Raw genomic sequence first — 24279 nt, 5'->3', positions numbered from 1 at the left:
ATGAGCAGCGCGGAGATCCCCCGCCCGGACGACGCGGACCGGACGGTCCGGGCCGAGGCCGACCGGCTGGCCGCCTCCGGCACCGGCCGTCCGGGCCCCTACCTGATCGGCGTGCGCCACCACGCGCCGTCCCTCAGCGCGGTCGTCCCCGCGCTGCTCGACGCCGCCCGGCCGGAGGCCGTCCTGGTCGAGCTGCCCGCCGAGTTCCAGCCCTGGCTCGGCCGGCTCGCGGACGAGGCCACCCTGGCCCCGGTCGCCCTCGCGGCGGCCCCGGCCGGGCCCGAGGAGGGGGCGGGGCCCGCCTTCTACCCGTTCGCCGACTTCTCCCCGGAACTCGTCGCCCTGCGCTGGGCCCGGGACAACGGGGTGGAGGTCATCGCCTGCGACCTCCCGCTCGCCCACCGGGCCGCCCGCGCGGCGGCCGGCGGGCCCGGGGAGCCGCGGGCCGACGGCCGGGCCGGGCGACCCGGCGTCGCCGACGCGCTGCGCCACCGCCTCACCGGCCGGGACTCCGACGAGGACCTGTGGGACCGCCTGGTCGAGACGGCCGCCCCCGGCTCCACCCCGGAGGCCGTCCGGCGCGCCGCCCTGCTGGTCGGCTGGGCACTGCGCAGGGACGCCGAGACCGGCCACGGCGTCGACCCGTACGACCTGCGCCGCGAGGCCTGGATGCGGGCCCGCATCCAGGCCGCCTCGGCCGGCGGCCGCCGGGTCGCCGCCGTCGTCGGCGCCTTCCACGCCCCCGCCCTGTCGGACGGCCCGCTCGCCACCGAGGAGCCGCCGCGCCCGGACGACCCCGGGCACGTGCTGTCCCTGATCCCGTACACCTACCCGCTGCTCGACGCCCGCTCCGGCTACCCGGCGGGCATCCGCGACCCGGAGTGGCAGCACACCGTCCTGGACGCCGGCGGGGCCCCGGAGCGCCTCGCCGAGGCGCTCACCACCACCGCCGTCCGGATCTGTGCCGCCCTGCGGGCCCAGGACCATCCGAGCGGCCCGGCCGACGCCCGCGAGATCGTCCGCCTGGCGGGCGACCTCGCCCGGCTGCGCGGCCACGCCGCCGCAGGCCGGGGCGAACTCGTCGAAGCGGTGCAGACCGTCCTCGCCCAGGGCGAACCCCTCGGCCGCGGCAGGGCCGTCGCCCGCGCCCTCGAACAGGTCCTGGTCGGCACCCGCACCGGCCGCCCCACCCCCGCCGCCCCGCGCAGCGGACTCGCCCCCGCCGTCGAGACCCTGCTCGCCGGCCTCGGCCTCCCCAACCCCACCGACCCGGGCCCACGCGACCTGCGCCTCGACCCGCTGCGCAGCGACCTCGACCGCCGCCGCGAGATCCTCCTGCACCGCCTCACCGTCTGCGAGGTCCCCTACGCCGAGCCCGTCGCCACCACCGGCGCCGGCGGCACCGAGACCCTCGGCACCCGCTGGCGCCTGCACTGGACGCCCGCCACCGCCGCCATGCTCACCGTCGCCGGCACCCGAGGCGTCACCCCCGCGCAGGCGGCCGAAGGCGCCCTGCGCGTCCGGTTCACCGACCAGCCGACGCCGCGCGAGATCATCGACGGCCTCACCGCCGCCGCCTCCTGCGGCCTGCCCGCCCTCGCCGAGACCCGTCTCGGCCAGCTCACGGCCGTCCTGCCGACCTCCGCCGCCCTCCCCGACCTCCTCGACGCCCTGGCCCTCCTCGACCGCCTGACGGCGGGCCACTTCCCCGGCCACACCCCGGCGCACGGAGCCGAAGGGGACGACGCCCCGGGCGAGGCCACTCCGGGAGGGAACGGCAAGGAGGCGGGCGCATCAGCACCCGGTGGCTCCACCCGGGTCGGCGGCGGCCAGGCCGCCGGGCCCGCCCCGGTGGGCGGATCCGCGGAGGACAGTGCCCCGGGTGAGGCTGCCGCCGCCGCTGGTGGCCGTACAGCGGCAGTCCCCGGCACCCTCGACGCCCCCGCCGTCGGCCGGACCCCTGGCCACACCCCGGATCACGGAGCCGAGCAGGCCGTCGCCCCCACCGGGCCGGTCGCCGCAGGCCTCCGCATCCCCGACGGCGACGCTCCGTCCGCCGCGGCTCCCGGCTCGTCCGCCGGGCCGGCACAGGCAGTCCTGGCCGCCGCCGGTGAGGTGCTCACCGCCGCCGCCGTACGGCAGCTGGAGGGCCTCGGCGGATCGGACGACCCGCAGGACGCCCGGGCACTGGTGGAGCTGGTGCGGCGGGCGGACCGGCTCGGCGGGGTGCGGCTGGCCCACATGCTGACCGAACTCGCCGAGCGGGGCAGCCCGTTGGTGCGGGGCGCGGCCGGTGCGGTGCGGGTGCTCCTCGGGCAGGAGCCGGCCGAGGTGCTGGGCGGCCGGGCCGCCTCCTGGGTGGACGGCGCGACCGGCCCGGAGGCGCGGCGGGCGCTCGGCCGCAGGCTGGTCGGGCTGCTGACGGCGGCGGAAGGGCTGTTCGACTCGGCGCCGCAGGCACTGGAGCCGGTGCTGGAGCGGGTCACCTCGCTGTCGGACGACGCCTTCCTGGACCGGCTGCCCGCCCTGCGCGGGGGCTTCGACACGCTCAGCCCGGCCGCCCGCGACCGGCTGCTGGCCCTGGTCGAGGAGAGCCTGGGCACCCGGCTCGCCGCACTGCCGGAGGAGGCCGGCCCCGCCGTGCTCGCCGGCTGGGTGCGCGCGGACCTCGCCGCCCGGGCGGCACTCGCCCGCCGCGGCCTGCTGGCCCCGACGCCCGCACCACCGGCGGAGCCCCCGGCGGACGCGCCGTCGCCCGCTGCCCCGGACCTGCTCTCCGCCATGGCCACCCCGTCGACCACTCCGCCTGTCACCCACCCCCACACCCTGGCCCCCGCCGAGCGCTGGCGCCTGCTCCTCGGCCGCGCCGGCAACGGCGGCCTGACCGGTCGTGGCGCCCGGCTCGCCACCGCGCTGGACGAGTTGTACGGCAGCGGCCACGGCGAGGGCTCAGGCCCCGGCCTGGACAGCAGGGGAGGCAAGGGCGGCCGTGAGGCCCCGTACCCCGGAGTGCGGGAGTGGGCCGAGGACCTGGAGTCGCTGTTCGGCCCCGGAGTGCGCGAGGAGGTGCTCGCCGCCGCCGTCGCGCAGGGCCGCACCGACGTCCTGGAGGCGATCGACCCGGCCGCCGTCCGCCCGTCCGTCGACCTGCTGCGCACCGTGCTGGACCACGCCGGCGGCCTGCCGGAGGCCCGGGTGGCCCGGCTGCGCCCGCTGGTGCGGCGCCTGGTGGCCGAGCTGAGCCGGGAGCTGGCCACCAGGCTGCGCCCGGCCCTGACCGGGATCGCCGTGCCGCGGCCGTCCCGCCGTCCGGGCGGCGGGCTGGACCTGGACCGGACCATCCGGGCCAACCTGGCCACCGCCCGCCCCGGGCCGGACGGCGGCACCCTGATCGTGCCCGAGCGCCCGGTCTTCCGGACCAGGGCGCGGCAGGCCAACGACTGGCGGCTGATCCTGGTCGTGGACGTCTCCGGGTCGATGGAGGCCTCCACGGTGTGGGCCGCGCTGACGGCCTCGATCCTGGCCGGAGTGCCCTCGCTGAGCACCCACTTCGTCGCCTTCTCCACCGAGGTCCTGGACCTCACGGAGCGGGTGGACGATCCGCTGAGCCTGCTGTTGGAAGTGCAGGTCGGCGGCGGCACCAGCATCGCGAGCGGGCTGCGCTACGCGCGGGAGCTGGTGACGGTGCCGTCCCGCACGCTGATCGCGGTGGTCAGCGACTTCGAGGAGGGCGGGCCGGTCGGCGGGCTGCTGGCCCAGACCCGGGCGCTGGTGGACTCCGGCGTGCACCTGCTCGGCTGCGCGGCGCTGGACGACACCGGGACGGCCCGCTACTCGAAGGCGGTCGCGGGCCGGTTGGTCGCGGCCGGAATGCCCGTGGCGGCGTTGAGTCCGCTGGAACTGGCCCGCTGGGTGGGGGAGAAGGTGCGATGAGTGTGACGGCGCGGACGAGCGACTGGCCGGGCGTACGGCCCGAGGTGGTCGCCGAGGTGGTGGCCGGGCTGAGCGCCCGGCTCCAGAAGCGGCTGGACGGCGCGGCGGCGAAGCTGGCGGAGCGGCCGGTCTCCCGCGACGGCGACGAGTGGCGGGTGGAGGTGGACGAGGAGACGGTGCTCGTCCTGAACGCCCCGGGCGGGGTGGTCGCCGCCGAGGCCGGCGTGCGCTGCGGCTGCCTGCTCGCCCCGGCCTGTGTGCACCGGGCGGCCGCCGTCACCCTCTGCCCGCTCGCCGAGGCCGGGCCGGAGACCGACTCCGGGGCGGCAGCCACGGAAGCCCGCGAAGGGGCCGGGGACACCCCCGAGGAGCAGACCGGCCGGCCCGACCAGCAGGCCCCCACTCCGCTCGCCCCGGCCGAACGCGCCGCCGTCCGTCACCTCCACCGGGCCGCGGCCGCCGTGCTGGCCGCCGGGGTGGGCGGCGCGGGCGCCGTGTCCCAGGCCGAACTGCTGCGCGCCGCCCACCAGGCGCGCCTCGCGGGCCTGTACCGCCCGGCCGCGGCGGCGGTCACCGTGGTGACCCGGATCCGGGCGGCGCGCTCCGGCGCGCCCGACCACCGGCTGGTGGACCTGGTGGCCGGCCTGCGCGAACTGCTCGGCCTCACCACGGCCCTGGACGCCGGCATCGCCCCGGTCGCCGAGCTGCGCGGCACCGCGCGCCAGGCCTACCGGGAGGAGGGCGGCCTGCGGCTCTACGGGCTGTTCGCCGAGCCGGTGCTGACGGCCACCCACGCGGGCGCGGTCAGCTGGGCCGTGGACGCGGGCGGGCGCCTCAGCACCATCGCCGAGGTGATGCCGCACGACGACGCCGCGGCCGCAGCCCCGCAGGCGGTCGGGGCGGGCAGCCGGACGGTCCGGCTGGGCGATGCCGCGCTCAGCCACCGCGCGTTCAGCCGTACCGGGCTGGCCGTCCAGGGCGCGACCAGGTCCACCGGAGGCCGGCTGGGCGCCGGAGCCTCGGTCCGGGCGGTCCGCGCCGCGGGCGCGGCGTGGACGGCGGAACCGGCCTCCCGGCTCTGGTCCGAACCGGTGTCCGCCCAGGTGGCGCGGGCGCTCGCGGCTCAGGAGCTGCCGTACGAGAGCCGCCCGGCCGGGAGTGACCTGCTGTTCCTGGACGTCACTCTGCTGGGCACCGCCCCGACCGGGCCGGGCGGCACCCCACAGCTGCTGGCGCGTTGTACGGCGGGCGGTCCGGTGATCGTCCTGAGCCCGGCGCACGAGCACCCCGGCCTGCCGTTCCGGGCGAACCTGGCGCTCCTCGCCACCGCGCCCGGCCTGCGGCTGCGGGTGATCGGCCGGCTGGAGCGCGCGGGCCGCCCGGAGCTGCGCCTGCTCGCGATCGGCACACCCCCGGACGCCGCCGACCCGCTCACCCTGCCCGCCGACCGGGCGGGCCGGGTCAACCTCGGCCTCGAACGCCTCCAGACCGCCGACCTTGCCGCCTCCGCACCTGCGGGCGGGCTGGTGGGCGGTCCGGTGGGCGCCGGCGGGCCCAACCCCGGCCCCGGCCCCGAGCCGGTGGCGGCCCCGGCGCCGCACGGCCCGCCCGTCCACGTGCTCGGCCGCCGGGTCGAGCAGGCGGTCACCACCGGACGGCACGCCCTCGCCCCGAGCGAGGCCTCGGCCGCCGCCGACCGCGGCCTGCTGCGCGCCGCCGGACTGGCCACCGCCGCCGAGCTCCTCGCCGGTCTGCGGGCCGCCGCGGCGGACCGGCAGCGCGACGTCTTCGGCCGGGTCGTCACGGACGACCACGAGGTCTTCGCCACCGCCTGGCTGGCGGCCGCTTCCTACACCGAGGAGCTGGCCACGGCGCTGTGCGCGGCGGCCTGGTCGGCAGAGGAGGCCCGGCCGGGAGAGGAGGAAGGGACCGGCCGAGGGGCGGAACCCGTCCGGGTATAAGCCGAACTATTTGCACGGACCGATATCCCGCGCAGACTGGCATACTTGTCGCAGGAGGACACCGTACGAGACCTCGTGGGAAACCTCGTCCGAGAGCTCCTACGAGATCCCGCACGGTGTCCTCCTGCGGCACCCGGTACGGGCAGCGCGACGGAAGGGTAGGCGAGTCATGGGGATCCGCGACGATGCGGCCGAGGTCCGGGCCCGTGGCTGGCGGACGCTCGCCGCGCTGCACGGGATGATCGACACCGCGCTGGAGAAGGCGCTCCAGGCCGAGTTCAAGCTCTCGGTGGTCGAGTACACGGTGCTGGAGGCGCTCTCGCGCCAGGACGGCTGGCACATGCGGATGCAGCAGCTGGCCCGCGCGGCGGCGCTGAGCAGCAGCGCCACCACCCGGCTGGTGAGCCGCCTGGAGGACCGGGGCCTGCTCAGCCGCTTCCTCTGCGCGGACGACCGGCGCGGCATCTACACCGAGCTGACGCCCGAGGGCCGCGACCTGCTGACGGCCGCCCGTCCGGTGCACGACGCCGCCCTGGAGACGACGCTGGCCGAGGCCACCGGGGTCCCCGAGCTGGCCCCGCTGGTCGAGTCGCTCGCCGACCTCCACCCGGTCCACGCCACCGCCTGAACCCCACGAGCCCGTAAGCCCCCTCAGTCCCTGAGCCCCGCGGGCCCTCACGGCCCCACGGCCGCCAGGGCGTTCCGGCGCACCCGGTCGAGCAGGGCGAGCAGCACCTCCTTGCTGGAGGCCCGCTCCCGGACGTCGCAGAGCACCACCGGGACGTCCGGGCCGAGGTCCAGCGCCCGGCGGACCTGCTCGGGGGTGGCCTCGCGGCGGCCGTGGAAGCAGTTGACGCCGACCGCGAACGGGATGCCGCGCTGCTCGAAGAAGTCCACGGCGGCGAAGCTGGTCTCCAGCCGCCGGGTGTCGGCGAGGACGACCGCGCCGAGGGCGCCGACCGCCAGGTCGTCCCACATGAACCAGAAGCGGAACTGCCCCGGCGTGCCGAAGAGGTAGAGCACCAGGTCCTCGCGGACGGTGATCCGTCCGAAGTCCATGGCGACCGTGGTGCTGGACTTGTCCCGGACGCCGTCGAGATTGTCGACCCCGATGCTGGCGTCGGTCATCCGCTCCTCGGTCCGGAGCGGTTCGATCTCACTGACGGAGCCGACCATGGTGGTCTTCCCGACGCCGAATCCGCCGGCGACGAGGATCTTGACCGCGCCCGGTACCAGGCTCTGGGTCGTCAATTCGGTTCTCCTGTAAGGAACTGGTGGGAGGCGGAAGGCGCGGCGGACGCGAGGAGCGCGGCGGGCCCCACCCGGAGCGCCGCCCCGGTCTGCGCGCCCGGTCTGCCCGCCCGTCAGAGCCGGCGGACGCCCTCGATCACGGCCTCGATCAGCGAGAGGTCCGGCGCCTCGGCGAGCCGGACCGGGGCGCGGGTGAGGATCAAGCGGTCCTCGGCCAGGTCGTCCAGCAGGACCCTGACCACGCTCACCGGCAGGTCCAGGACGGCCGCGATCTCGGCCACGGCCAGCGGGCGTTCGCGGCACAGGTCGAGGATCGCGGCGGGTTCGGGGGCCAGCCGGGCGGTGTCGGTGCGCGGGTCGGTGGTGACCACCAGGGTGATCAGGGCGAAACCGTCACGGACCGGTCCGGTGCGCCCGTTGGTGATCGCGTAGGGACGGACCAGGTGGCCGGCGTCCTTGTCGTAGAAGGAGCCCTCGTCGGACGACTCCTCGTCGGACGATCCCCCGTCGAACGAGCCCTCGGCAGCGGCGGAGGTCACGCACCGCCGCCCTCGCCGCTCCGGCCGGCGTCACTGCGCGGCGCCGCGGTGAGGTACTGGCCGACCTGCTTGACCAGCATGTTGATCTCGTAGGCCATCAGCCCGGCGTCCACCTGTTCGCTGGTGAGGACGGCCAGCCGGGCGCCCTGTCCGGCGGTGGTGACGAACAGGAACAGCCGGTCCATCTCGATCACGGTCTGCCGGACCCGGCCGCCGTCGAAGCGGTGCCCGGCGCCGCGGGCCAGGCTCTGGAGGCCGGCGGCGACGGCGGAGAGGTGCTCACCGTCGGCCCGGTCGAGGCCCTGGGACATGCCGACGAGCAGGCCGTCCTCGGAGAGGACGACGGCGTGCCGGGTCTCGGGCACCCGGGCGACCAGCTGGTCCAGCAGCCAGTTGAGGTCGCGCTGGGCTTCGGTGTGCTGGGTCGTCACTGCTGTTCCTCGGATTCCTGGACGGCGGGGGCTTCCGCGGGGGCCTGCCGCGGGGCGGATTGTGCGGCCCGGCGGGTGGGCGCGACCGGTACGTCCGGCTCGCCGCGGGCCGCGCGGGCGCTGAGGGTGCCGCGCTGGATGGCGGCCATGGTGGCGCGGGACCGGGTCGGCGAGGGGTCGTCGGCTTCGGTGCTGTCGTGCCGGTGGCCGAAGGCGCCGGGGAGCGATCCGTGCGCCGGTGTCAACGGAGACACCGGCGGCTGTGCCTGGTGCGGTTGCGGGACGGGCCCGGACGGCATCGTGGTGCCGGGCGCGTCGGCCACGCGGAGCTGCTCGGCCAGGCTGGCGTTGCGGACCCGCTGCGGCAGGGTCCGAGGGGTGCGCAGCTCGCCGTCCTGGCCCTGCTCCGCCGGCCCCTCCTGGAAGTACCGGTGGACGGGCGCGGAGTGGTCGGCCGTACCGCCCCCGCCGGGAACGCCGGCCGGAGCGCCCGCGAGGTCGTTGCCGGGGCCGCCGTCGGAACCGGGGCCGGGTGCCGACGCGGGGCCGGTCGGAAGCTCGTACCTGCGCGGCAGGACGGGCCGGGGCACGACCACCGCACCGGGCAGTCCGGGGATCAGGGCGCCGACCGGCAGCCCTCCGCGGCCGGCCGCGGCCGTGGAGGCGGATCCGGCGAGGGCGTCGCCGCTTCCCGCGGTGCCCGGGCCGGCGCCGTCCGGGGCGTGCACCGCCGGGGCTTCCGGAGGGGCCGCCGCGTAGGGCACCGCGGGAGCCCCCGCGGTGCCGAACGAGCCCGGAGCCCCCTGGCCCCCGCCCAGCAACGCGCCGAAACCCCCGCCCGTCGCACCGCCCGGCGCGTCCATGGCGTCCGTCGCGTCCGTCGCGTCCGTCGCGTCCGTCGCGTCCGTCGCGTCCATGGCGTCCGTCGGCTCCCGGGACCCCTGCCAGACCTGCCCGGCCCCGTACTCGGCCGCGTACTCGGACCCGGAGCCATACCCGGAGCCGGTTCCTGCGCCTGCGCCGTACTCCGGCTCGGACCCGGTCACGGAGTCGTCCTCGGGCCCCGCCGCCGTCGGAGCCTGCTCGGACACCGGCGTCCGGGTGATCCGGGCACCGGACGGCAGCCCGGGCACCGCGGCGGACTGTCCGGCCTGCTCCAGCAGGGCCGAGGGCACCAGCACCACAGCCCGGGTCCCGCCGTACGGCGAGGGGCGCAGGGTGACCTGGACCTCGTGCCGGGCGGCCAGGCGCGCCACCACGAACAGGCCGAGCCGTAGGTCGTCGCCGAGCGCGGAGACGTCCAGCTCCGGCGGGTTGGCCAGGTACGTGTTGAGCCGCTCGTACTCCTCCTCGGTCATGCCGAGTCCGCGGTCCTCGACCTCGACCGCCAGGCCCCTGGGGACCTCCTGCGCGGAGACCTGCACCTGGGTGTACGGCGGGGAGAAGGTGGTGCCGTTCTCGATCAGCTCGGCGACCAGGTGGATGACGTCGGCCACGGCCTGCCCGCCGAGCGAGACGCGCGGCACGCCCTGGACGACGACCCGGGAGTAGCTCTCGGTCTCCGAGACGGCGCTGCGCAGCACGTTGACCACGGGCACGGCGTTGCGCCAGCGCCGGGCGGGCAGGGCGCCGCCGAGGATGACCAGGTTCTCGGCGTTGCGCCGCATCCGGGTGGCCAGGTGGTCGACCGCGAACAGTTCGCGCAGCAGCTCCGGGTCCTCGTGCTCGCGCTCCAGCGCGTCCAGCATGCTGATCTGCCGGTGGATCAGGATCTGGGTGCGCCGGGCGATGTTGAGGAAGACCTTCTTCGTCCCCTCGCGGCCCCGGGCCTGGTGGACGATGGCGGCGACCGTGACCTGGCGGACGGCGGCGAGGCCGTCCGCGCTCTGCTGGACCTCGTCGCCGATCCGCCGGGACGGCGTCCAGACCGGCGGGACGGGCACCTGTTCCCCGGCGCGCAGCCGTCCGACCACCTCGGGGATCTCCTGCCGGGCGAGCGAGAGGGTTTCGGCCCGGAGTCCGGACAGCCGCGCGGACAGGGTCAGGGCGGTCCGGACGCCGTGGAGCAGGCTGACCAGCACGACCAGGGCGACCACCGCGCTGCCGGCCAGCAGCGCGGTGCGGTGTCCGGTGTCGCGCAGCAGGAAGCCGGCGTAGCCCCAGGCGGCGAGGAGGCCCGCGGTGGGGACCAGCGTGAGGGCGAGGAGCCGGCCGCGGAGGGAGCCGGACCGGCCGGCGCGGTGGCCCGGGCGGGTGGCCGATATGGCTGGCATCTGATTCCTCGCTCAGGGCCGAGCCGCGGGACCGGCACGCCGGCTCGGACCGGTGGGTCCGAGCCGGCGGGTCGATCCCGTGCGGCGTGGCCGGGCTTCGGGGCTTCGAGGCCGGGACTGCCGGAGCAGGTGACGTGGTGTCACCGGCGGGGCGGAGCACTGGCACGACAGCCGACGGCTGGAACGCTATCAGCCCCATGAGCCCTTGACACAACATCAACTGACGATATGTAGAACGGTCTTCATCCCGCCAGCGGCATCGGCAGCACCTGCCCGCCCCGCCCGCCCGGTGGTTCCGCGGGGTTCTCCCGCTGGTTGAGTTCGCTCCAGGCCCAGCTGGTCAGGTCCGACAGCTCCGCCGACCACTGCTTGCCGTAGGTGCCCGAGGCGACCTGTCCGAGCCTCAGTCGCTGGACGTCCGAGGTGCCGGCCGGCGGGTAGACGTGGGTGGCGTCCCGCAGGTAGCGCTCGATGCCGAACTCGGTCTGCAGGCCGCGGGCGGCGTGGATCTCCATCGCGTTGCGCGCGGAGTCCAGCGCGTACTCGGTGTTGATCAGCTTGGCGTTCATCAGTTCGGCGTCACAGGCGCGACCGTGGTCCAGCAGGTGGGAGGCGTGGTAGACGGCGAGCCTGGCGGTCATCAGCCGGGACTGCATCTCGCCCAGCTTCAGCGTGATGTTGGGGAGTTGGTTGATCGGCTGGCCGTAGAGCACCCGTTCCTCGGTGAACCGGGCGGTGTCCTCGACGATCGCGGTGTGAATGCCGAGCGCGACGGCGGCGAGGTTGATCCGGCCGTAGAGGGTGGAGGAGGAGTAGGCGACGTCCAGCCCCTGACCCTCCCGGCCGAGCCGGTTGCCGGCCGGGACACGGCAGTCCTCCAGGACGATCTCGCCGAAGCTGAAGCCGTGCAGCCCGCTCTGCGACCCGGGGGAGCCGGTGCGGAACCCGGCGCGGTCGGTCTCGACCAGGAAGGCCGACAGACCCCGGCTGCCCTGGCCCGTGCGCAGGATCACGCCGTGCACGTCGCCGATGTGGGAGTTGCCGACGAACCACTTGCGGCCGTTGAGCACGTACTCGTCGCCGTCGCGGACGGCGGTGCCGGCCATCCCGAGCACGTGCCCGCCGGACTCCGGCTCGGTCACGGCGATGGTCGGCAGGCACTCCCCGGTGGCGAACTTCGGCAGCCACGTGCGCCGTTGGGTCTGGCTGCCGTAGTGGAGGACCTTGGCCACGCCCAGCTGGGAGGCCTGGGCGATCGCGCCCACGGCCCCGCTGACCCGGGCCAGTTCCTCGACGATCACGGTCTTGGCGACGTGCCCCAGTCCGAGCCCGCCGAACTCCCGCGGAATCGTCACGCCGATCCAGCCCCGGCGGGCGATCTCCCGGGCCAGCTCGAACTCCGCCTTCCGTTCGGCCTCCATCCTGGCCACCTGCGGACGTACCTCCTTCTCCGCGAAGTCACGGACCTCGGTGCGGAGGTTCTCGTGACGGTCGTCGGTGAAGTAGTCCATCGCCATGCTCCGGTCCTCTCGATGTGTGTGGTGCCCGTGCCTCCGTCCGTGCCGTCGAAGCCGCTCCGGCAACCCCCACGGGGGTAGGTGGGTGTGTGCGGGAGTGTCGGCCGGTCGCCCCGGTGCGATCGGCGCATGCGTCATCGGGCGGTGTCCCGGTGAGGGGGCGCCGTCCGTGTCTTCGGCAGGGCTCATTGTTGTATGGGCGCGCCACGACGTCCCAGAGTCGATCTTGGATTGGCGTGATTCGGCCCGTGTTTATCCGGAGGGGTTTTGTCCAGCCCCCGGAAGGGGACTGATCTCCGCTTCGTGACGGTCCGTCGACCTGTCGTTCACGTGCGGTTTTGACTGGCCATCAGCAAGGCTGAGGAACACTGGACGGCAAAGGCCCCGCCTGCTGATGTCTGGTTACATGTGCGCCATGACTGATGTGATGAGCACTCAAGGCCAGTTCCCGGGTGCCTCCGGGGAGTCCGAGCGAACCCGCAGGCTGCGCGGCCTCGGGCTCAACGACCCGTCCGCGGACGAGGCCTTCGATCGCTTCGCCCACCTCGCAGCCAGTATCACGCGCGCTCCCATCGCGATGGTCAACTTCATCAATGACGAACGTCAGATGTTCCGGGGGCTCTACATTCCGCCAAATCCGGTCGACATCACGGCCGAGGACGGACCCTCCTGGGCGGATCGCGGCATCGCGTTCGATCTCCCCAGCCGCGAAATGCCGCTGAGTCACGGCTTCTGCCCGCACGTCGTCGCCCAGCGCTCCCCCCTCGCCCTCGACGACATCCTCGCCTACCCCCGGTTCGCCGGGAACCCGGTGGTGGACGAACTGGGCGTCCGCGCCTACCTGGGCGCCCCGCTCGTCGACAGCACCAACACCGTCATCGGCACCGTCTGCGTCCTCGACCGGGAACCCCGGCAGTGGGGGCGTGAACGGCTGCGCGACATCCAGCACCTCGCCGAGGCGCTGCTCTCCGAGATCCGGCTGCGCGACAACCTGATGGCCCAGCGCCAGGAGATGTTCGCCGCCTTCGACGGTTCGCCGTTCCCCATCATGCTCACCGAGGGCCCCGGCCAGGAGGTCCGGTACGCCAACGCCCAGCACGCCGACACCTTCGGTGCGCCGGTCGCGTACGGGACGGTCGGCGCCGCCTACCCGCAGCTCGGCGCGGCGGGCCTGGGGCGGGCCGTCCTGGACGCCTACCACGCCGGTCGCACCACCGTCCTCGACAACGTCCGGATCCAGTCCCCCCGCCCCGACCCGCAGCGCGGCCGGCAGACCTTCAGCTTCACCTGCACCCCGCTGCGCGCCGCGCTCACCGGCCAGATCAACGGCGTCCTCACCGTCGGCATGGACACCACCGCGCAGTCCCGCACCGAGGAGGAGCTCGGCACGCTGGCCGCCCTGCTCGTCGACCGGCTCCAGCAGAGCGGCACCTCGGTGCCCGGGCGTTCGGCGATCATCGGCGAGCCCGGGCCCGTCCTGCCCAGCTGAACGCCGGCCGGCACGACCCGTCCACCACCGTGGCGGGGCGCCTCTCACCCCCGAGGAGAGGCTCCCCGCCACGGTGCCGTCCGGGGCCGGCCGGTGCCGGGCCGGTGCGTGCCTACGCCGGTGCCGGTCCGTGCCTTCGCCGGAGCCGCTCGGTGTCTTCGCCGGGGCCGACCGGTGCCTCCGCCGGAGCCGCTCCGGGCCGAGCGGGTGAACCCTCCGCGCTCCGTCGCCCCGACCGGACCCGGGCCCGGGGCGCCGGGTGGTAGGCATGGGCCGCATGGACTGGTTCGCCGCCCCCGACTACTGGCTGAGCCGGCTGCTCGTCCAACGCCTGCTCGCCGCCCTGTACCTGATCGGATTCCTGGCCGCCGCCGCGCAGTTCCGCGCCCTGATCGGCACCGACGGCATGCTGCCGGTGCCCCGCTTCACCGCCAGGGTCCCGTTCCGCCGGTCGCCGGGACTCTTCCACCTCCACTACAGCGACCGGTTCTTCGCCGCCGTCGCCTGGAGCGGCGCCGCCCTGGCCGCCGCCGTCGCGGCCGGACTCGGCGACGTCGTCCCGCTCTGGGCTTCGGTCCTGCTGTGGACGGTGCTCTGGGTCCTCTACCTCTCCGTCGTCAACGTCGGGCAGACCTGGTACTCCTTCGGCTGGGAGTCCCTGCTGCTCGAAGCCGGCTTCCTGGCCGCCTTCCTGGGCAACGCGGACACCGCCCCGCCCACGCTGGTGCTGTGGCTGATGCGCTGGCTGGCCTTCCGGGTCGAGTTCGGCGCCGGACTGATCAAACTGCGCGGCGACAGCTGCTGGCGCGACCTGACCTGCCTCAGGTACCACCACGAGACCCAGCCGATGCCAGGACCGCTGAGCTGGTTCTTCCACCACCTGCCCGACCCGCTGCACCGGGTCGAGGCCGCTGCCAACCACGTCGTCCAAATCGTCGTACCGGTCTGTCTGTTGCTGCCGCAGCCGGTCGCGAGCTACGCCGCCTGCGCCGTCCTCGCCACCCAGCTGTGGCTGGTCGCCTCCGGCAACTTCGCCTGGCTCAACTGGCTGACCATCGCCCTCGCCCTCGCCGCGGTGGAACCGGCGCGCCTCGGCCTGCCCGTCCACGCCCGCGCGTACCCCGGCGCCCCGGTCTGGTACGAGGCGCTGGTGATCGCGCTCACCTCCGTCGTCGTGGTGCTCAGCTACTGGCCGGTGCGCAACATGGTCTCCCGCGGCCAGGCCATGAACCGCTCCTTCAACCGGCTGCACCTGGTCAACACCTACGGCGCCTTCGGCAGCATCAGCAGGCTCCGCCAGGAGGTGGTGGTCGAGGGCACCGACGAGGCCGTGCTCACCCCGCACACCGTCTGGCGCGAGTACGGCTTCAAGGGCAAGCCCGGTGACGTGCGCCGGCTGCCACGCCAGTTCGCGCCCTACCACCTGCGGCTCGACTGGCTGATGTGGTTCGCCGGCATCTCGTCCGCGTACGCCCGCCCCTGGTTCCTGCCCTTCGTCGCCCGCCTGCTGACCGGGGACCGGGCCACCCTGCGGCTGCTGCGCCACAACCCCTTCCCGGACGCCCCGCCGACCCACGTCCGGGCGACGCTCTACCTCTACCGGTTCACCGATTGGCGCGAACTGCGGGAAACCGGCGCGTGGTGGCACCGGACGGCGCTCAGCGAGTTCCTCGCGCCGGTCGATCTGCACGCCATCGGCCGGGCCGGACACCGGCCGCCGCTCGGCCGGCCGGGCCGGGAACGCGGACGCGGCGTCCGGAAGGGGCCACTGGAGCGGCTCCGGCGGCCCGGCGGCGGCCGGAGAGAGAAGCCGTGATGAGCCCCGATGAGCAGCGGAGACACCCGTTCGGAGCACCGCGGGACCACCCGGGCGGACCTCCCGGGTGGCGGCCAGGCGGGCGGTATGGCATACGACACCCGCCCGTCGGGGCGGTGGGTGCGTGCAAGGCTCGAACGGGCACCCGTATTCTGGGCCTCCACAACCGGCAGCCCGACCGCGCGCCCCCTTGCCCCGCCCCAGGGGCGACCCCGCGCAACCGGTCCGCCGCCCCCTCGCCGCCAGCCCCGCCGTCGTCGCCCAGAACCGGACCTCACATGACAGTGCTTCACTCGCGCAACGCCGACGCAGCCGACCCGGCGGACGTCGCCGACGCCGCAGACGTCAAGGACCCCCAGGACGCCGCCGCGGAGCCCGACCTCCGCGAGGACCTCGGCCGCTACGCCGAACTCGGCGCCTTCACGCTCACCGCCGACACCCACGCCTGGTACGCGGCCGTCGACACCGTCGCCACCCCCGAGGACGCCCGCGCGGCCTCCACCGCCCTCGCCGAACTGCGCGGCAGCGACCTCCAGCAGACCTGGGAGGCCGCCGCCGCGCTCGCCAGCGAGGTCAAGCTGGACGAGCCCGGCACCGTCGCCAAGACGGTGCTGCTGGTCGAGATGCTCCAGCGGGTGCACCGCACCTCGGCCTCCCTGGTCCCCGCCGCGTACGACGCCGACCTCGGCGCCCTCGCCGCCGCCACCGCCGACAGCGCCTGGCGCCGCGAGAACGGCGTCAAGCTCTCCTGGCTGCGCGGCCGCTCGCTGCGCAAGCAGGCCCTCGCGCTCGCCACCGACCGCCGCATCCGCCGGGAGGACCTGCACGAGGCCCTCACCTCCGCCGAGATCGAGCGCCGCGCCTGGGCCGCGCTCGCCCCGTCCGGCACCCTGCCGCGGGTGGCCGCCGACGGCGCCCTGGTCGACCGCACCGCCCAGGCCTTCGAGACGATCAGCACCGGGCTGCGCGGCCTCGCCCGTCTGCTGCCCGACCACGACCTGGACGGGCTGCCCTTCGCCGAGCTGATCGACCTGGTCGAGCGGCTCGCCGCGGACGAGGGCACCCTCTACCGCCTGCCCACCATCCGGGGCCTGCGCGCCGGGCTGGAGGAGGCCGGCCTCGCCGACCTGCTCGCCGAACTCGCCGCCGCCAAGGCCGACCGCCGCGCCGCCGAGGCCGCGTACACGGCCCGCCAGGCGCTGGCGGCCGGACAGCGGGACGGGCTGGCGGAGGAGACCGTCGCCGAGGAGACGGCGGTCGAGGAGCCGGGTGCGGAGGTGGCGGCCGAGGTCGCGGCTGAGGCCGAGGTCAAGGCTGAGGCCGAGTCGCCCCGCGTCAAGGAGAGTGCGGCCGAGGAGCCCAGGACGGAGGAGCCCAGGACAGAGAAGTCCGGGGCCGAGGAGTCCGGGACCGAGGAGTCCGGGACCGAGGAGCCGGCCGGCCAGGCTGACGCCGAGGCGGCTGCCCTCCAGGTGCTGGCCGGTGGGCAGCGGGCCGGGCTCGTGGAGGAGACCCCGGCCTCGGTGGCGGCTCCGGCCGAGGAGGCCGAGCAGGCTGCTGCGGCTGTCGAGGTCGAGATCAAGGCTGAGGCCGAGGCTGCGATCGAGGTCGAGGCCGAGGCCACGTCGGACGCGGCTGTCGCTGAGGACGTGCCGGAGGCGGCGCAGGCAGAGGAGGAGACCCCGGCTGCCGTGGTCTCCCTCCCGGCGCCCTCCCCGGCCGCCGACGACCTGGTGGCCGCCGCGACCGCGGCCCTGGCCGGGGCTGCGGATGAGACGGAGCCGGAGGCGACCGACACCGTCCGGACCGAAGAGGCCGTTGCGGAGGTCGTGGTCGAGGAGCCGGTCGTCGAGGCCGATGGGCCTGCGGCTGAGGTGGCTGAGGTGGCTGAGGCCGAGACTACTGAGGCCGAGACTGCCGAGGTCGCCGCTGAGCCCGAGGCTGAGCCGGTGGTCGAGGCCGAGCCTGAGGCCGTCGTGGCGGAGATCCTGGTTGAGGAGCCTGCTGCGGAGGTTGTGGCCGAGGAGCCTGCCGCCGAGCCCGAGGCAGCTGTGGTCGAGGCCGAGCCCGAGGCAGTCGCTGCTGAGGTCGTGGTCGAGGAGCCGGTGGTCGAGGCTGACGCGCCTGCGCCTGAGGTGACTGAGGCCGAGGTCGCCGCTGAGCCCGAGCCCATGGTCGAGACCGAGCCCGAGGCCGTCGTGGCGGAGCCCGTCGTAGAGACGCCGGCTGCGGAGGTTGCGGCCGAGGAGCCTGCCGCCGAGCCCATGACCGTTGTCGCAGAGGCGGCGGAGCCGGTCGCCGAGGCCGAGGTAGCCGCCGAGGTGCCCGCCGTCGAGGCTGCCGTCGAGCCCGAGCCCGTCGCCGAGGCCCCCGCCGTCGCACCCGAGGTCCCCGCCGCCGAGCCGGCGGCTGACGCCCGTCCCGCGAAGCCGGACTTCACGCCCGGTCGCCCCGTGACCGCCTACTCCGCCGACGAGCTGCTCGCCGTCGTGCGGTGGGTGGACGGCGACGGTGCCGGGCGGACGGACGAGGAGCTGCTGCGGGCGGCCATGAAGGAACTGGGCTTCGCCCGCCTCGGCCCCCGCATCAAGGAGGCGCTGGGCGCCGCCGTCGCCGCCGCCCGCGGCTGACGACGTACGACCGCAGGGCCCGGGACGCGAGCACGCGTCCCGGGCCCTGTCGTGTTCCGGGCGCTGACGTCGGATCGGCGAGGGGCGTCACCTCGAAGAGCCCTGCCGCCCCGGACCCGTGCACCTGACGGCCGGTGGCCTCGGTCTTACCGTTCTTCCGGCCTCCCGGCCGTACCGGCCGCAACGCTGGGGCCGGTACGGCCGGCGGCGGACTGCCGGGCCTGCCCCGGTCGGGCAGGCGCCGTCAGGCGTCCCGTCGGGTCAGGCCGAGCAGTGCCAGGGCGAAGGCGACGGCCAGGTAGGCGGCCAGGGCGGCGAAGCAGGCCACCGGGCCGAGCCGGTCGGAGCCCGGGACGGTGGTCCCCAGCCCCTCGAAGACGCTCTGGAGGCCGAAGCGGGCGACCTCGTCCCCGAACGGCGCCAGCAGCATCGGGGAGAGGAAGAACGTCCCGAACAGCACGGTGACGGCGGCCGCCGTGTGGCGTAGGACGAAGCCGAGCGCCAGGCCGAGTAGGGCGAAGGCCGCCAGGAACAGGCCGCAGCCGACCACGGCCCGGGTGACCCCCGGGTCGCCGATCGAGACGGCGAGGTGCTTGGCGGTCAGGGCGCGCCGGCCGAGCAGGAAGGTCAGGAAGGCGAGCAGTTGCCCGAGCAGTGCCGTCACGCCGCCGACCACCAGGACCTTGGCGGCGAGCACCTGGCCGCGCCGCGGGACGGCGACCAGGGTGGAGCGGATCTGGCCGGTGATGTACTCGCTGGAGGCGGCCAGCGTGCCGAGCGTCCCGACGGCGAGCACGGCGACGTAGAAGCCGCCGGAGAACCCGTACCGGACGGGGTCGAAGCGTTCGCGCTGGTCGGTCGTCCAGCCGTCCCAGCTGTCGGCGGCGCTCGCGTAGTCGATCAGGCCGATGAACAGCGCGGCGGCGAGGGCGGTCGCGGCGGCCAGGGGGGTCGCGCGGACGCTGCGCAGCTTGACCCACTCTCCGGCCAGGGCGCCGCGGGTGGTCGGGGCGGTGATCATGCGGTCCTCTTTTCGGAACGGGTGCGGTACTCGGCGGTTCCGCCGGTGGCGTCCATGAAGGCCTGCTCCAAGGAGGCCTGCCGGACGGTGAGTTCGTGGACGCCGATGCCGTGCGCGGCGGCCAGCTCGCCGATCGCGGCCGGCTCCGGTCCGGACACCGCCAGCGACCCGTCCGGCTCCTCCCGCACCTGGACCGCCCCGTCCGCCCGCAGCAGGTGGGCGAGTTCGGCCGGCCGGGCGCAGCGCACCAGGACGTCGGTCGGGGCGTGCTCGGCGAGGAAGCCGGCCGTCGAGCAGTCGGCGACGAGTCGTCCGCGACCGATGACCACCAGGTGGTCGGCGGTGAGCGCCGTCTCGCTCAGCAGGTGCGAGGAGAGCAGGACGGTCCTTCCCTCGGCGGCGAGTTCGCGCAGCAGGGTGCGGATCCACTGGACGCCTTCCGGGTCCAGCCCGTTGACCGGTTCGTCCAGCAGCAGGACGCCCGGATCGCCGAGCAGTGCGGCGGCGATGCCGAGCCGCTGCTTCATGCCGAGCGAGAACCGTCCGGCCCGGCGGCGGGCCACCGGCTCCAGGCCGGTGAGCGCCAGCACCTCGCGGACCCGGCGGGTGCCGAGGCCGTTGCTGACGGCGAGTGCGAGCAGGTGGTGGCGGGCGGAGCGGGCGGGGTGGACGGCCGTCGCGTCCAGCAGGGCGCCGACGTCGCGCAGGGGGTGGCGCAGTGCGGCGTACGGGCGGCCGTTGACGGTGGCCCGCCCGCCGGTCGGGGCGTCCAGGCCGAGGATCATCCGCAGGGTGGTGGACTTGCCCGAGCCGTTCGGCCCGAGGAAGCCGGTGACCTGTCCGGGGCGGACGGTGAAGCTCAGCCCGTCCACGGCGAGGGCGCCGCCGTAGCGCTTGGTGAGGTCGTGTACCTCGATCAACGTGGTGCCTTTCCTTGTGACGTGCCTCCACGTTCCCGTCGGTGCCGGGGGCGGGGCGTCCCGCCGTGGGCGGAAACCCGGCGTCGGCCCGGGTGCGGTCTCTGCCCGTGGTCGTAGGCCTGCGGGGCGATGCCGGGGCGGCGGAGCGTGGATAGCCTGGGGAAATGCCCAATGCCCCGCTTCCGCCGGTGGCCGGGAGACTGCGCCCGGGGCACCGGGTGGCGGTCGACCTGGCGGTCTCGCTGGTGCTCACCGTGGTCACCTGGTTCCGGGTGCTGGACGCCTGCCGGGTGTTCGACCCGCACCACCGCGGCTACCCGCAGCCGTCCACGGCCGAGACGGTGGCGGTGTTGGCCTGCGTGGTCGGGGTCGGTGTGGCGGCCGGGCTGCGGCGGCTCGCGCCGGTGGCGGCCGGCGGGGTGGTGTTCGGCGCCTGGGTGGTGATCGTCGCGGTGGCCGGGCGGCTGACCATCGCGAACCTGGCCGGGTTCCAGGTGGCGGTCGCCGCGGGGATGGTGGTCTACCTGGTCGCGGCGGTGCGACCGCCCCGGGTCGGCGCGGGCGTACTCGCGCTCGGCCTGCTGGGCGCCGGGCTGAGCGAGTTCGGCTCGCGGGAGCTGTGGAACAACCTGGTGTTCGTCGCGCTGGAGCTCGTCACCGTCTGGGCGCTCGGCGGCTTGGTGGCCCGCCACCGTGCGTACGAGGCCGAGTCGCGCCGCCACCAGGCGGATCTGGCGAAGGCCGAGCTGGCCGAGGACCGGATCCGGCTCGCCCGGGAGCTGCACGACGTGATCGCGCACAGCATGAGCGTGGTCAACGTCCAGGCGGGGTACGGCCGTTTCGTGATCGAGCGGGATCCGGTGCAGGCCGGTCAGGCGCTGGCGGCGATCCAGTCGGTGAGCCGGGACGCCATGGCGGAGCTGCGCAGCCTGCTCACCGTGCTGCGCGGCACCGTGGACGAGGAGTTGGCGCCGGCGCCTCGACTGGCCGACCTGGAACGGCTGGTGGCGAGCAGCGCCGAAGCCGGGGTGCGGGTCGAGCTGCGGGTCGGCGGTCTGGTACGGCCGCTGGCGGACGGCATCGAGCTGGCGGCCTTCCGGATCGTCCAGGAGGCGCTGACCAACGTGGTGAAGCACGCGGACACCGACGCGGCGCGGGTGGACGTGGCCTATGAGGAGGAGCGGCTGGTGCTGGAGGTGACGGACTCGGGACGCGGCGGCGCGGGCGACAGGACCGGCGTCGTCTTGGGCGGCGGCAGCTCCGGCGGCTTGGGTGACACGAAGGGCGGTGGGCACGGGCTGGCGGGGATGGCCGAGCGGGTCGGCCTGTACCGGGGGCGGCTGGAGGCCGGGCCGGTGCGGGGCGGCGGCTTCCGGGTCCGCGCGGTCCTGCCGGTGACGGGAGCGACGACGTGACGCGGCCGATCCGGGTCGTGGTCGCCGACGACCAGACGCTGGTACGGGCCGGTCTGGCCGGGATCGTGGCCGCCGCCGACGGGTTCGAGGTGGTGGGTGAGGCGGCGGACGGCGCACAGGCCGTCCGGCTGGCCCGGGCCGAGCACCCGGACGTGGTCCTGATGGACATCCGGATGCCGGGCACGGACGGCCTCGCGGCCACCCGCCGGATCACCGCCGAGAGCGGGGTGCGCATCCTCGTCCTGACCACCTTCGACCTCGACGAGTACATCTACGGCGCGCTGCGGGCCGGGGCCTCCGGCTTCCTGCTGAAGTCCACCCCGCCCGAGGAACTGCTCACCGCGATCCGGGTGGTGGCCGCCGGGGACGCGCTGATCGCCCCGAGCATCACGCGCCGGCTGATCCGCGCCTTCGCCGTCGGGCCCGCCGAACCGGCGGCCGCACGCGCTGACGGCTCGCGGGAGCGGGACCGGGATCGTGATCGTGATCGGGAGAGGGATCGTGATCGTGAGAGGGTGCGGCGGGCCGTCACCGGGCGGGAGTCGGAGGTCCTGACCCTGATCGGGCGCGGGCTGACCAACACCGAGATCGCCGAGCGGCTGGGCGTCAGCACCGGCACCGTGAAGACCCACGTCGGGCACCTGCTGGCCAAGCTGGCCGCCCGGGACCGGGTCCAGCTGGTGATCACCGCCTACCGGGCGGGGTTGGTGGACTGAGCAGCCGGCGGGGCGGCGGCAGGCCGGTCGGCCGGGTGGTAGCGGTGTGCTCCGGGCGGTGGCCGTCCTCCTGTGCGGCCGCCCCGCGGGTCACCGGCGGTCAGCCCGCGGGGAGCCCGTACCGCCGGGGACGGCCGGGTGGTCGAGGGCTCGCCGCAGCACGGCCGGGGCGCTCACCAGGGACGGGCCGTACCAGGTCAGGTGCCGTCCGCTGACCAGTGCGGCCGGGACGCCAGGGAACGCCTCCGGGCCGTCCTCGGCGGTGAAGCGGTACGGCTCGTCCGGCAGGACGACCAACTCAGGCCGGCAGGAGAGCAGTTCGGGCAGCGGGACGGCCGGGTAGCGCTCGGGGTGGTCGGCGTGGACGAGCCGCAGGCCCAGACGGCGCAGCAGGTCGCCGGCGAAGGTGTCGCGGCCGAGGACCATCCACGGGCGGCGCCAGATCGGTACGACGGTCCGCTGGCCGCCGGGCCGCCGGCCGCTGGGCCCAGGAGGGGTGCTGCCGCTCCCGACGGTGGCCCAGGCCGCCTCCGCCTCATCCAGCCAGGCCGGGCGGGGCAGCCCGCAGGCGGTGCTCAGAAGCCGGTCGAGGGAGCGGAAGGCGTCGTCCAGGGTGCGGATGTCGGTGACCCAGACCGGGACGCCGGCCGCCCGCAGTGCGTCCAGGTCGGGGCGCCGGTTCTCCTCGTCGTTGGCGAGGACGAGGTCCGGTGCGAGCGCGAGGATGCGCGGGACGTCCGGGTTCTTGGTGCCGCCGATCCGGGTGACGGACAGGTCGGCGGGGTGGCTGCACCAGTCGGTGGCGCCGACCAGCAGCCCGGGCGCGGTGGCGGCGACCGCCTCGGTCAGCGAGGGCACCAGCGAGACCACCCGGCGGGGCGGGCGCGGCCCGAGCCGGACGGGGAGGTCGAGGTCGTCGCGCGGGGCGGTGGGATCGGCCATCCGGTCAGCCTACGTGCGGACGGCCCGGGCGTCCGGCGGCTGGGGCGTGCGGACAGGCGGAGCGTGCGGACAGCCGGGGCGTGCGGCGTGGGGCGTATGGGCGGTCGGGATGTACGGGCGGCAACCGGTCGCGATTGCCCGGGAACCGACCGCCGGGCCCGCCCGACTACCTGGTCCGGGTCCGCAGCACGGGCCCGAACACGACCACCGAACACGACCACCGACCCCCCGCCAAGTACCCCCACCGAAAGCACCCCCCACCGGTCGCGGTCCCCGATCGCGATCACCGACCAGGAGAGAGTTGTCATGCGCCCTCGCGTCGTCTGCGGAATCGCGGCCGCCGTCGCCCTGTTCGCCACGGCCTGCGGAAGCGGGACCGGAGGCGGGCAGGCAGCCCCCGTCACCGTCAACGCCGCCCCGGCCGGCGGCTACCCCGTCAAGGTCGCCGACTGCGCCGGCAAGGAGACCACCATCGCCAAGGCGCCGGCGAGGATCGTCACCAGCAACGCCTCCAGCCTGGAGCTGCTGCTCCGACTCGGCGCGGGGGAGCGGGTGATCGGCACCGGCTTCCCGCCCGGCAAGGGCACCCTGCCCGCCGCCCTCGCCGAGCAGGGCGCCAAGGTGCCGGCGCTCGGGGACAAGGGCATCCCGAAGGAGAAGCTGCTCGGCTCCGGTGCCGACCTCTATGTGGACACCTTCGGCGCGATGCCGATGATGGGCGGCGGCGCCACCGGGCCGAGCGAGGAGGAGTTCGCGGCGGCCGGCATCCAGCACGTCTACCTGCTCTCCACCGCCTGTGCCGGGACGCCGAAGGCCACCAAGGGGCCGCGCACCGACCTCGCCGGGATCGAGGAGGACGTCCGCCGGCTCGGCGCCGTCACCGGCACCGCCGCGCGGGCGGAGGAACTGGTCGCCGGGATGGAGAAGCAGCTCGGCGAGGTCAGGACCGCGCTCGCCGCCGTGCCGGAGGGGCAGCGGCCGAGCTACTTCGTCTTCGACTACGACGCCGGCACCAAGCAGCCGGTGTCGGTCTGCGGCCGGCAGGTCGCCAACGCCGTGATCACCCAGGCCGGGGCGCGCAACGTGTTCGCCGACTGCGACGCCGACTTCAAGCCGGGCTCCTGGGAGGACGTGGTCGCCAAGAACCCGGACTGGATCCAGCTGGCCGTGCGCAACCGGGGCAGCGAGGAGGCCACCCGCAAGGCCTTCGACGAGGCCGAGGCCTTCCTGAAGGGCTTCCCCGCGACCCAGGGCCTGAAGGCCGTCCAGGAGGGGCACTTCGTCCGGCTCGGCTCCGAGGTGACCACCATCGCGGGGGTGCGCAACGCCGACGCCGTCCGGCAGATCGCCGCCACCGTCCACCCCGACCTGGTCAAGCACGCCGACCCGGCCAACGCTTCGGACACCACCAAGAACGGTCAGTAG

17 protein-coding genes are annotated in these 24279 nt (G+C 75.4%); 9 read left to right on the top strand and 8 right to left on the bottom strand.

Annotated elements, in window-relative coordinates:
• The 3 genes from ACZ7C5_RS05235 to ACZ7C5_RS05225 all read left to right on the top strand — a co-directional run bounded on the left by ACZ7C5_RS05235 (position 1) and on the right by ACZ7C5_RS05225 (position 6522).
• Entirely contained in the window at positions 1 to 3933 is a 3933-nt protein-coding gene (locus ACZ7C5_RS05235; RefSeq protein ID WP_470322015.1) for a vWA domain-containing protein, read from the top strand.
• Positions 3930 to 5894: a hypothetical protein gene (locus tag ACZ7C5_RS05230; RefSeq protein WP_470322014.1), complete on the top strand. Its 1965-nt coding sequence runs from the start codon at positions 3930 to 3932 to the stop codon at positions 5892 to 5894. Before ACZ7C5_RS05235 ends, ACZ7C5_RS05230 begins: the two co-directional genes overlap by 4 nt.
• 169 nt (positions 5895 to 6063) lie before the next feature.
• The gene (locus ACZ7C5_RS05225) at positions 6064 to 6522 is read left to right on the top strand and encodes a MarR family winged helix-turn-helix transcriptional regulator (protein ID WP_401084799.1); all 459 of its coding nucleotides are present in this window, start codon (positions 6064 to 6066) and stop codon (positions 6520 to 6522) included.
• 47 nt (positions 6523 to 6569) lie between these two features.
• On the opposite strand, the gene ACZ7C5_RS05220 is transcribed toward ACZ7C5_RS05225, so the two are convergent.
• From ACZ7C5_RS05220 to ACZ7C5_RS05200, 5 genes are all read right to left on the bottom strand, one after another.
• The gene (locus tag ACZ7C5_RS05220) at positions 6570 to 7145 is read right to left on the bottom strand and encodes a GTP-binding protein (protein ID WP_401084796.1); all 576 of its coding nucleotides are present in this window, start codon (positions 7143 to 7145) and stop codon (positions 6570 to 6572) included.
• 113 nt (positions 7146 to 7258) lie between these two features.
• Complete coding sequence (locus ACZ7C5_RS05215; protein ID WP_401084794.1) at positions 7259 to 7684, bottom strand: DUF742 domain-containing protein; 426 nt, start codon at positions 7682 to 7684, stop codon at positions 7259 to 7261.
• On the bottom strand, positions 7681 to 8115 hold the full coding sequence (locus ACZ7C5_RS05210; protein ID WP_401084791.1) for a roadblock/LC7 domain-containing protein: 435 nt from the start codon (positions 8113 to 8115) through the stop codon (positions 7681 to 7683). The genes ACZ7C5_RS05215 and ACZ7C5_RS05210 overlap by 4 nt, the downstream gene beginning before the upstream one ends.
• Complete coding sequence (locus ACZ7C5_RS05205; RefSeq protein ID WP_470322013.1) at positions 8112 to 10388, bottom strand: sensor histidine kinase; 2277 nt, start codon at positions 10386 to 10388, stop codon at positions 8112 to 8114. The genes ACZ7C5_RS05210 and ACZ7C5_RS05205 overlap by 4 nt, the downstream gene beginning before the upstream one ends.
• 242 nt (positions 10389 to 10630) lie before the next feature.
• Positions 10631 to 11905: an acyl-CoA dehydrogenase family protein gene (locus ACZ7C5_RS05200; protein ID WP_470322012.1), complete on the bottom strand. Its 1275-nt coding sequence runs from the start codon at positions 11903 to 11905 to the stop codon at positions 10631 to 10633.
• A 415-nt stretch (positions 11906 to 12320) separates the two neighbouring features.
• Here ACZ7C5_RS05200 and ACZ7C5_RS05195 point away from each other — a divergent pair, with 415 nt between their 5' ends.
• The 3 genes from ACZ7C5_RS05195 (at position 12321) to ACZ7C5_RS05185 (ending at position 17840) form a co-directional block, all read left to right on the top strand.
• Positions 12321 to 13394: a GAF domain-containing protein gene (locus ACZ7C5_RS05195; protein ID WP_470322011.1), complete on the top strand. Its 1074-nt coding sequence runs from the start codon at positions 12321 to 12323 to the stop codon at positions 13392 to 13394.
• 277 nt (positions 13395 to 13671) lie between these two features.
• Positions 13672 to 15210, top strand: a complete 1539-nt coding sequence (locus tag ACZ7C5_RS05190; RefSeq protein ID WP_470322099.1) for a lipase maturation factor family protein — start codon at positions 13672 to 13674, stop codon at positions 15208 to 15210.
• A gap of 278 nt (positions 15211 to 15488) precedes the next feature.
• Positions 15489 to 17840: a hypothetical protein gene (locus ACZ7C5_RS05185; RefSeq protein WP_470322010.1), complete on the top strand. Its 2352-nt coding sequence runs from the start codon at positions 15489 to 15491 to the stop codon at positions 17838 to 17840.
• 244 nt (positions 17841 to 18084) lie between these two features.
• Here the strand turns inward: ACZ7C5_RS05185 and ACZ7C5_RS05180 are convergent, their stop codons facing one another.
• Both ACZ7C5_RS05180 and ACZ7C5_RS05175 read right to left on the bottom strand, forming a co-directional pair.
• The gene (locus ACZ7C5_RS05180) at positions 18085 to 18861 is read right to left on the bottom strand and encodes an ABC transporter permease (protein WP_470322009.1); all 777 of its coding nucleotides are present in this window, start codon (positions 18859 to 18861) and stop codon (positions 18085 to 18087) included.
• Complete coding sequence (locus ACZ7C5_RS05175) at positions 18858 to 19781, bottom strand: ABC transporter ATP-binding protein (protein ID WP_470322008.1); 924 nt, start codon at positions 19779 to 19781, stop codon at positions 18858 to 18860. The genes ACZ7C5_RS05180 and ACZ7C5_RS05175 overlap by 4 nt, the downstream gene beginning before the upstream one ends.
• A 164-nt stretch (positions 19782 to 19945) precedes the next feature.
• Here ACZ7C5_RS05175 and ACZ7C5_RS05170 point away from each other — a divergent pair, with 164 nt between their 5' ends.
• Positions 19946 to 21196, top strand: coding sequence for a sensor histidine kinase (locus ACZ7C5_RS05170; protein WP_470322007.1), 1251 nt, complete (start codon positions 19946 to 19948; stop codon positions 21194 to 21196).
• Positions 21193 to 21912 carry a response regulator gene (locus tag ACZ7C5_RS05165; protein WP_401084772.1) on the top strand — a complete coding sequence of 240 codons (720 nt, stop codon included), beginning with the start codon at positions 21193 to 21195 and terminating at the stop codon, positions 21910 to 21912. The genes ACZ7C5_RS05170 and ACZ7C5_RS05165 overlap by 4 nt, the downstream gene beginning before the upstream one ends.
• Before the next feature lie 90 nt (positions 21913 to 22002).
• On the opposite strand, the gene ACZ7C5_RS05160 is transcribed toward ACZ7C5_RS05165, so the two are convergent.
• Positions 22003 to 22854 (bottom strand): helical backbone metal receptor, encoded by an 852-nt coding sequence (locus ACZ7C5_RS05160; RefSeq protein ID WP_470322006.1) that lies wholly within the window; start codon positions 22852 to 22854, stop codon positions 22003 to 22005.
• Positions 22855 to 23160: 306 nt separating this feature from the next.
• On the opposite strand from ACZ7C5_RS05160, the gene ACZ7C5_RS05155 reads away from it, so the two are divergent.
• Positions 23161 to 24279, top strand: coding sequence for an ABC transporter substrate-binding protein (locus ACZ7C5_RS05155; protein ID WP_470322005.1), 1119 nt, complete (start codon positions 23161 to 23163; stop codon positions 24277 to 24279).

Source organism: Kitasatospora sp. NPDC036993 (genome assembly GCF_055607525.1).
Note: the sequence above shows the minus strand (reverse complement) of the source record. Positions and strands in the feature narration are given on the sequence as shown.

Bases quoted from the DNA above. Each gene is read 5' to 3' on its own strand.
- ACZ7C5_RS05235 (WP_470322015.1), top strand. From the start codon at position 1: ATGAGCAGCGCGGAGATCCCCCGCCCGGACGACGCGGACCGGACGGTC.
- ACZ7C5_RS05230 (WP_470322014.1), top strand. From the start codon at position 3,930: ATGAGTGTGACGGCGCGGACGAGCGACTGGCCGGGCGTACGGCCCGAG.
- ACZ7C5_RS05225 (WP_401084799.1), top strand. From the start codon at position 6,064: ATGGGGATCCGCGACGATGCGGCCGAGGTCCGGGCCCGTGGCTGGCGG.
- ACZ7C5_RS05205 (WP_470322013.1), bottom strand. From the start codon at position 10,388: ATGCCAGCCATATCGGCCACCCGCCCGGGCCACCGCGCCGGCCGGTCC.
- ACZ7C5_RS05200 (WP_470322012.1), bottom strand. From the start codon at position 11,905: ATGGCGATGGACTACTTCACCGACGACCGTCACGAGAACCTCCGCACC.
- ACZ7C5_RS05195 (WP_470322011.1), top strand. From the start codon at position 12,321: ATGACTGATGTGATGAGCACTCAAGGCCAGTTCCCGGGTGCCTCCGGG.
- ACZ7C5_RS05190 (WP_470322099.1), top strand. From the start codon at position 13,672: ATGGACTGGTTCGCCGCCCCCGACTACTGGCTGAGCCGGCTGCTCGTC.
- ACZ7C5_RS05185 (WP_470322010.1), top strand. From the start codon at position 15,489: ATGACAGTGCTTCACTCGCGCAACGCCGACGCAGCCGACCCGGCGGAC.
- ACZ7C5_RS05180 (WP_470322009.1), bottom strand. From the start codon at position 18,861: ATGATCACCGCCCCGACCACCCGCGGCGCCCTGGCCGGAGAGTGGGTC.
- ACZ7C5_RS05170 (WP_470322007.1), top strand. From the start codon at position 19,946: ATGCCCAATGCCCCGCTTCCGCCGGTGGCCGGGAGACTGCGCCCGGGG.
- ACZ7C5_RS05160 (WP_470322006.1), bottom strand. From the start codon at position 22,854: ATGGCCGATCCCACCGCCCCGCGCGACGACCTCGACCTCCCCGTCCGG.
- ACZ7C5_RS05155 (WP_470322005.1), top strand. From the start codon at position 23,161: ATGCGCCCTCGCGTCGTCTGCGGAATCGCGGCCGCCGTCGCCCTGTTC.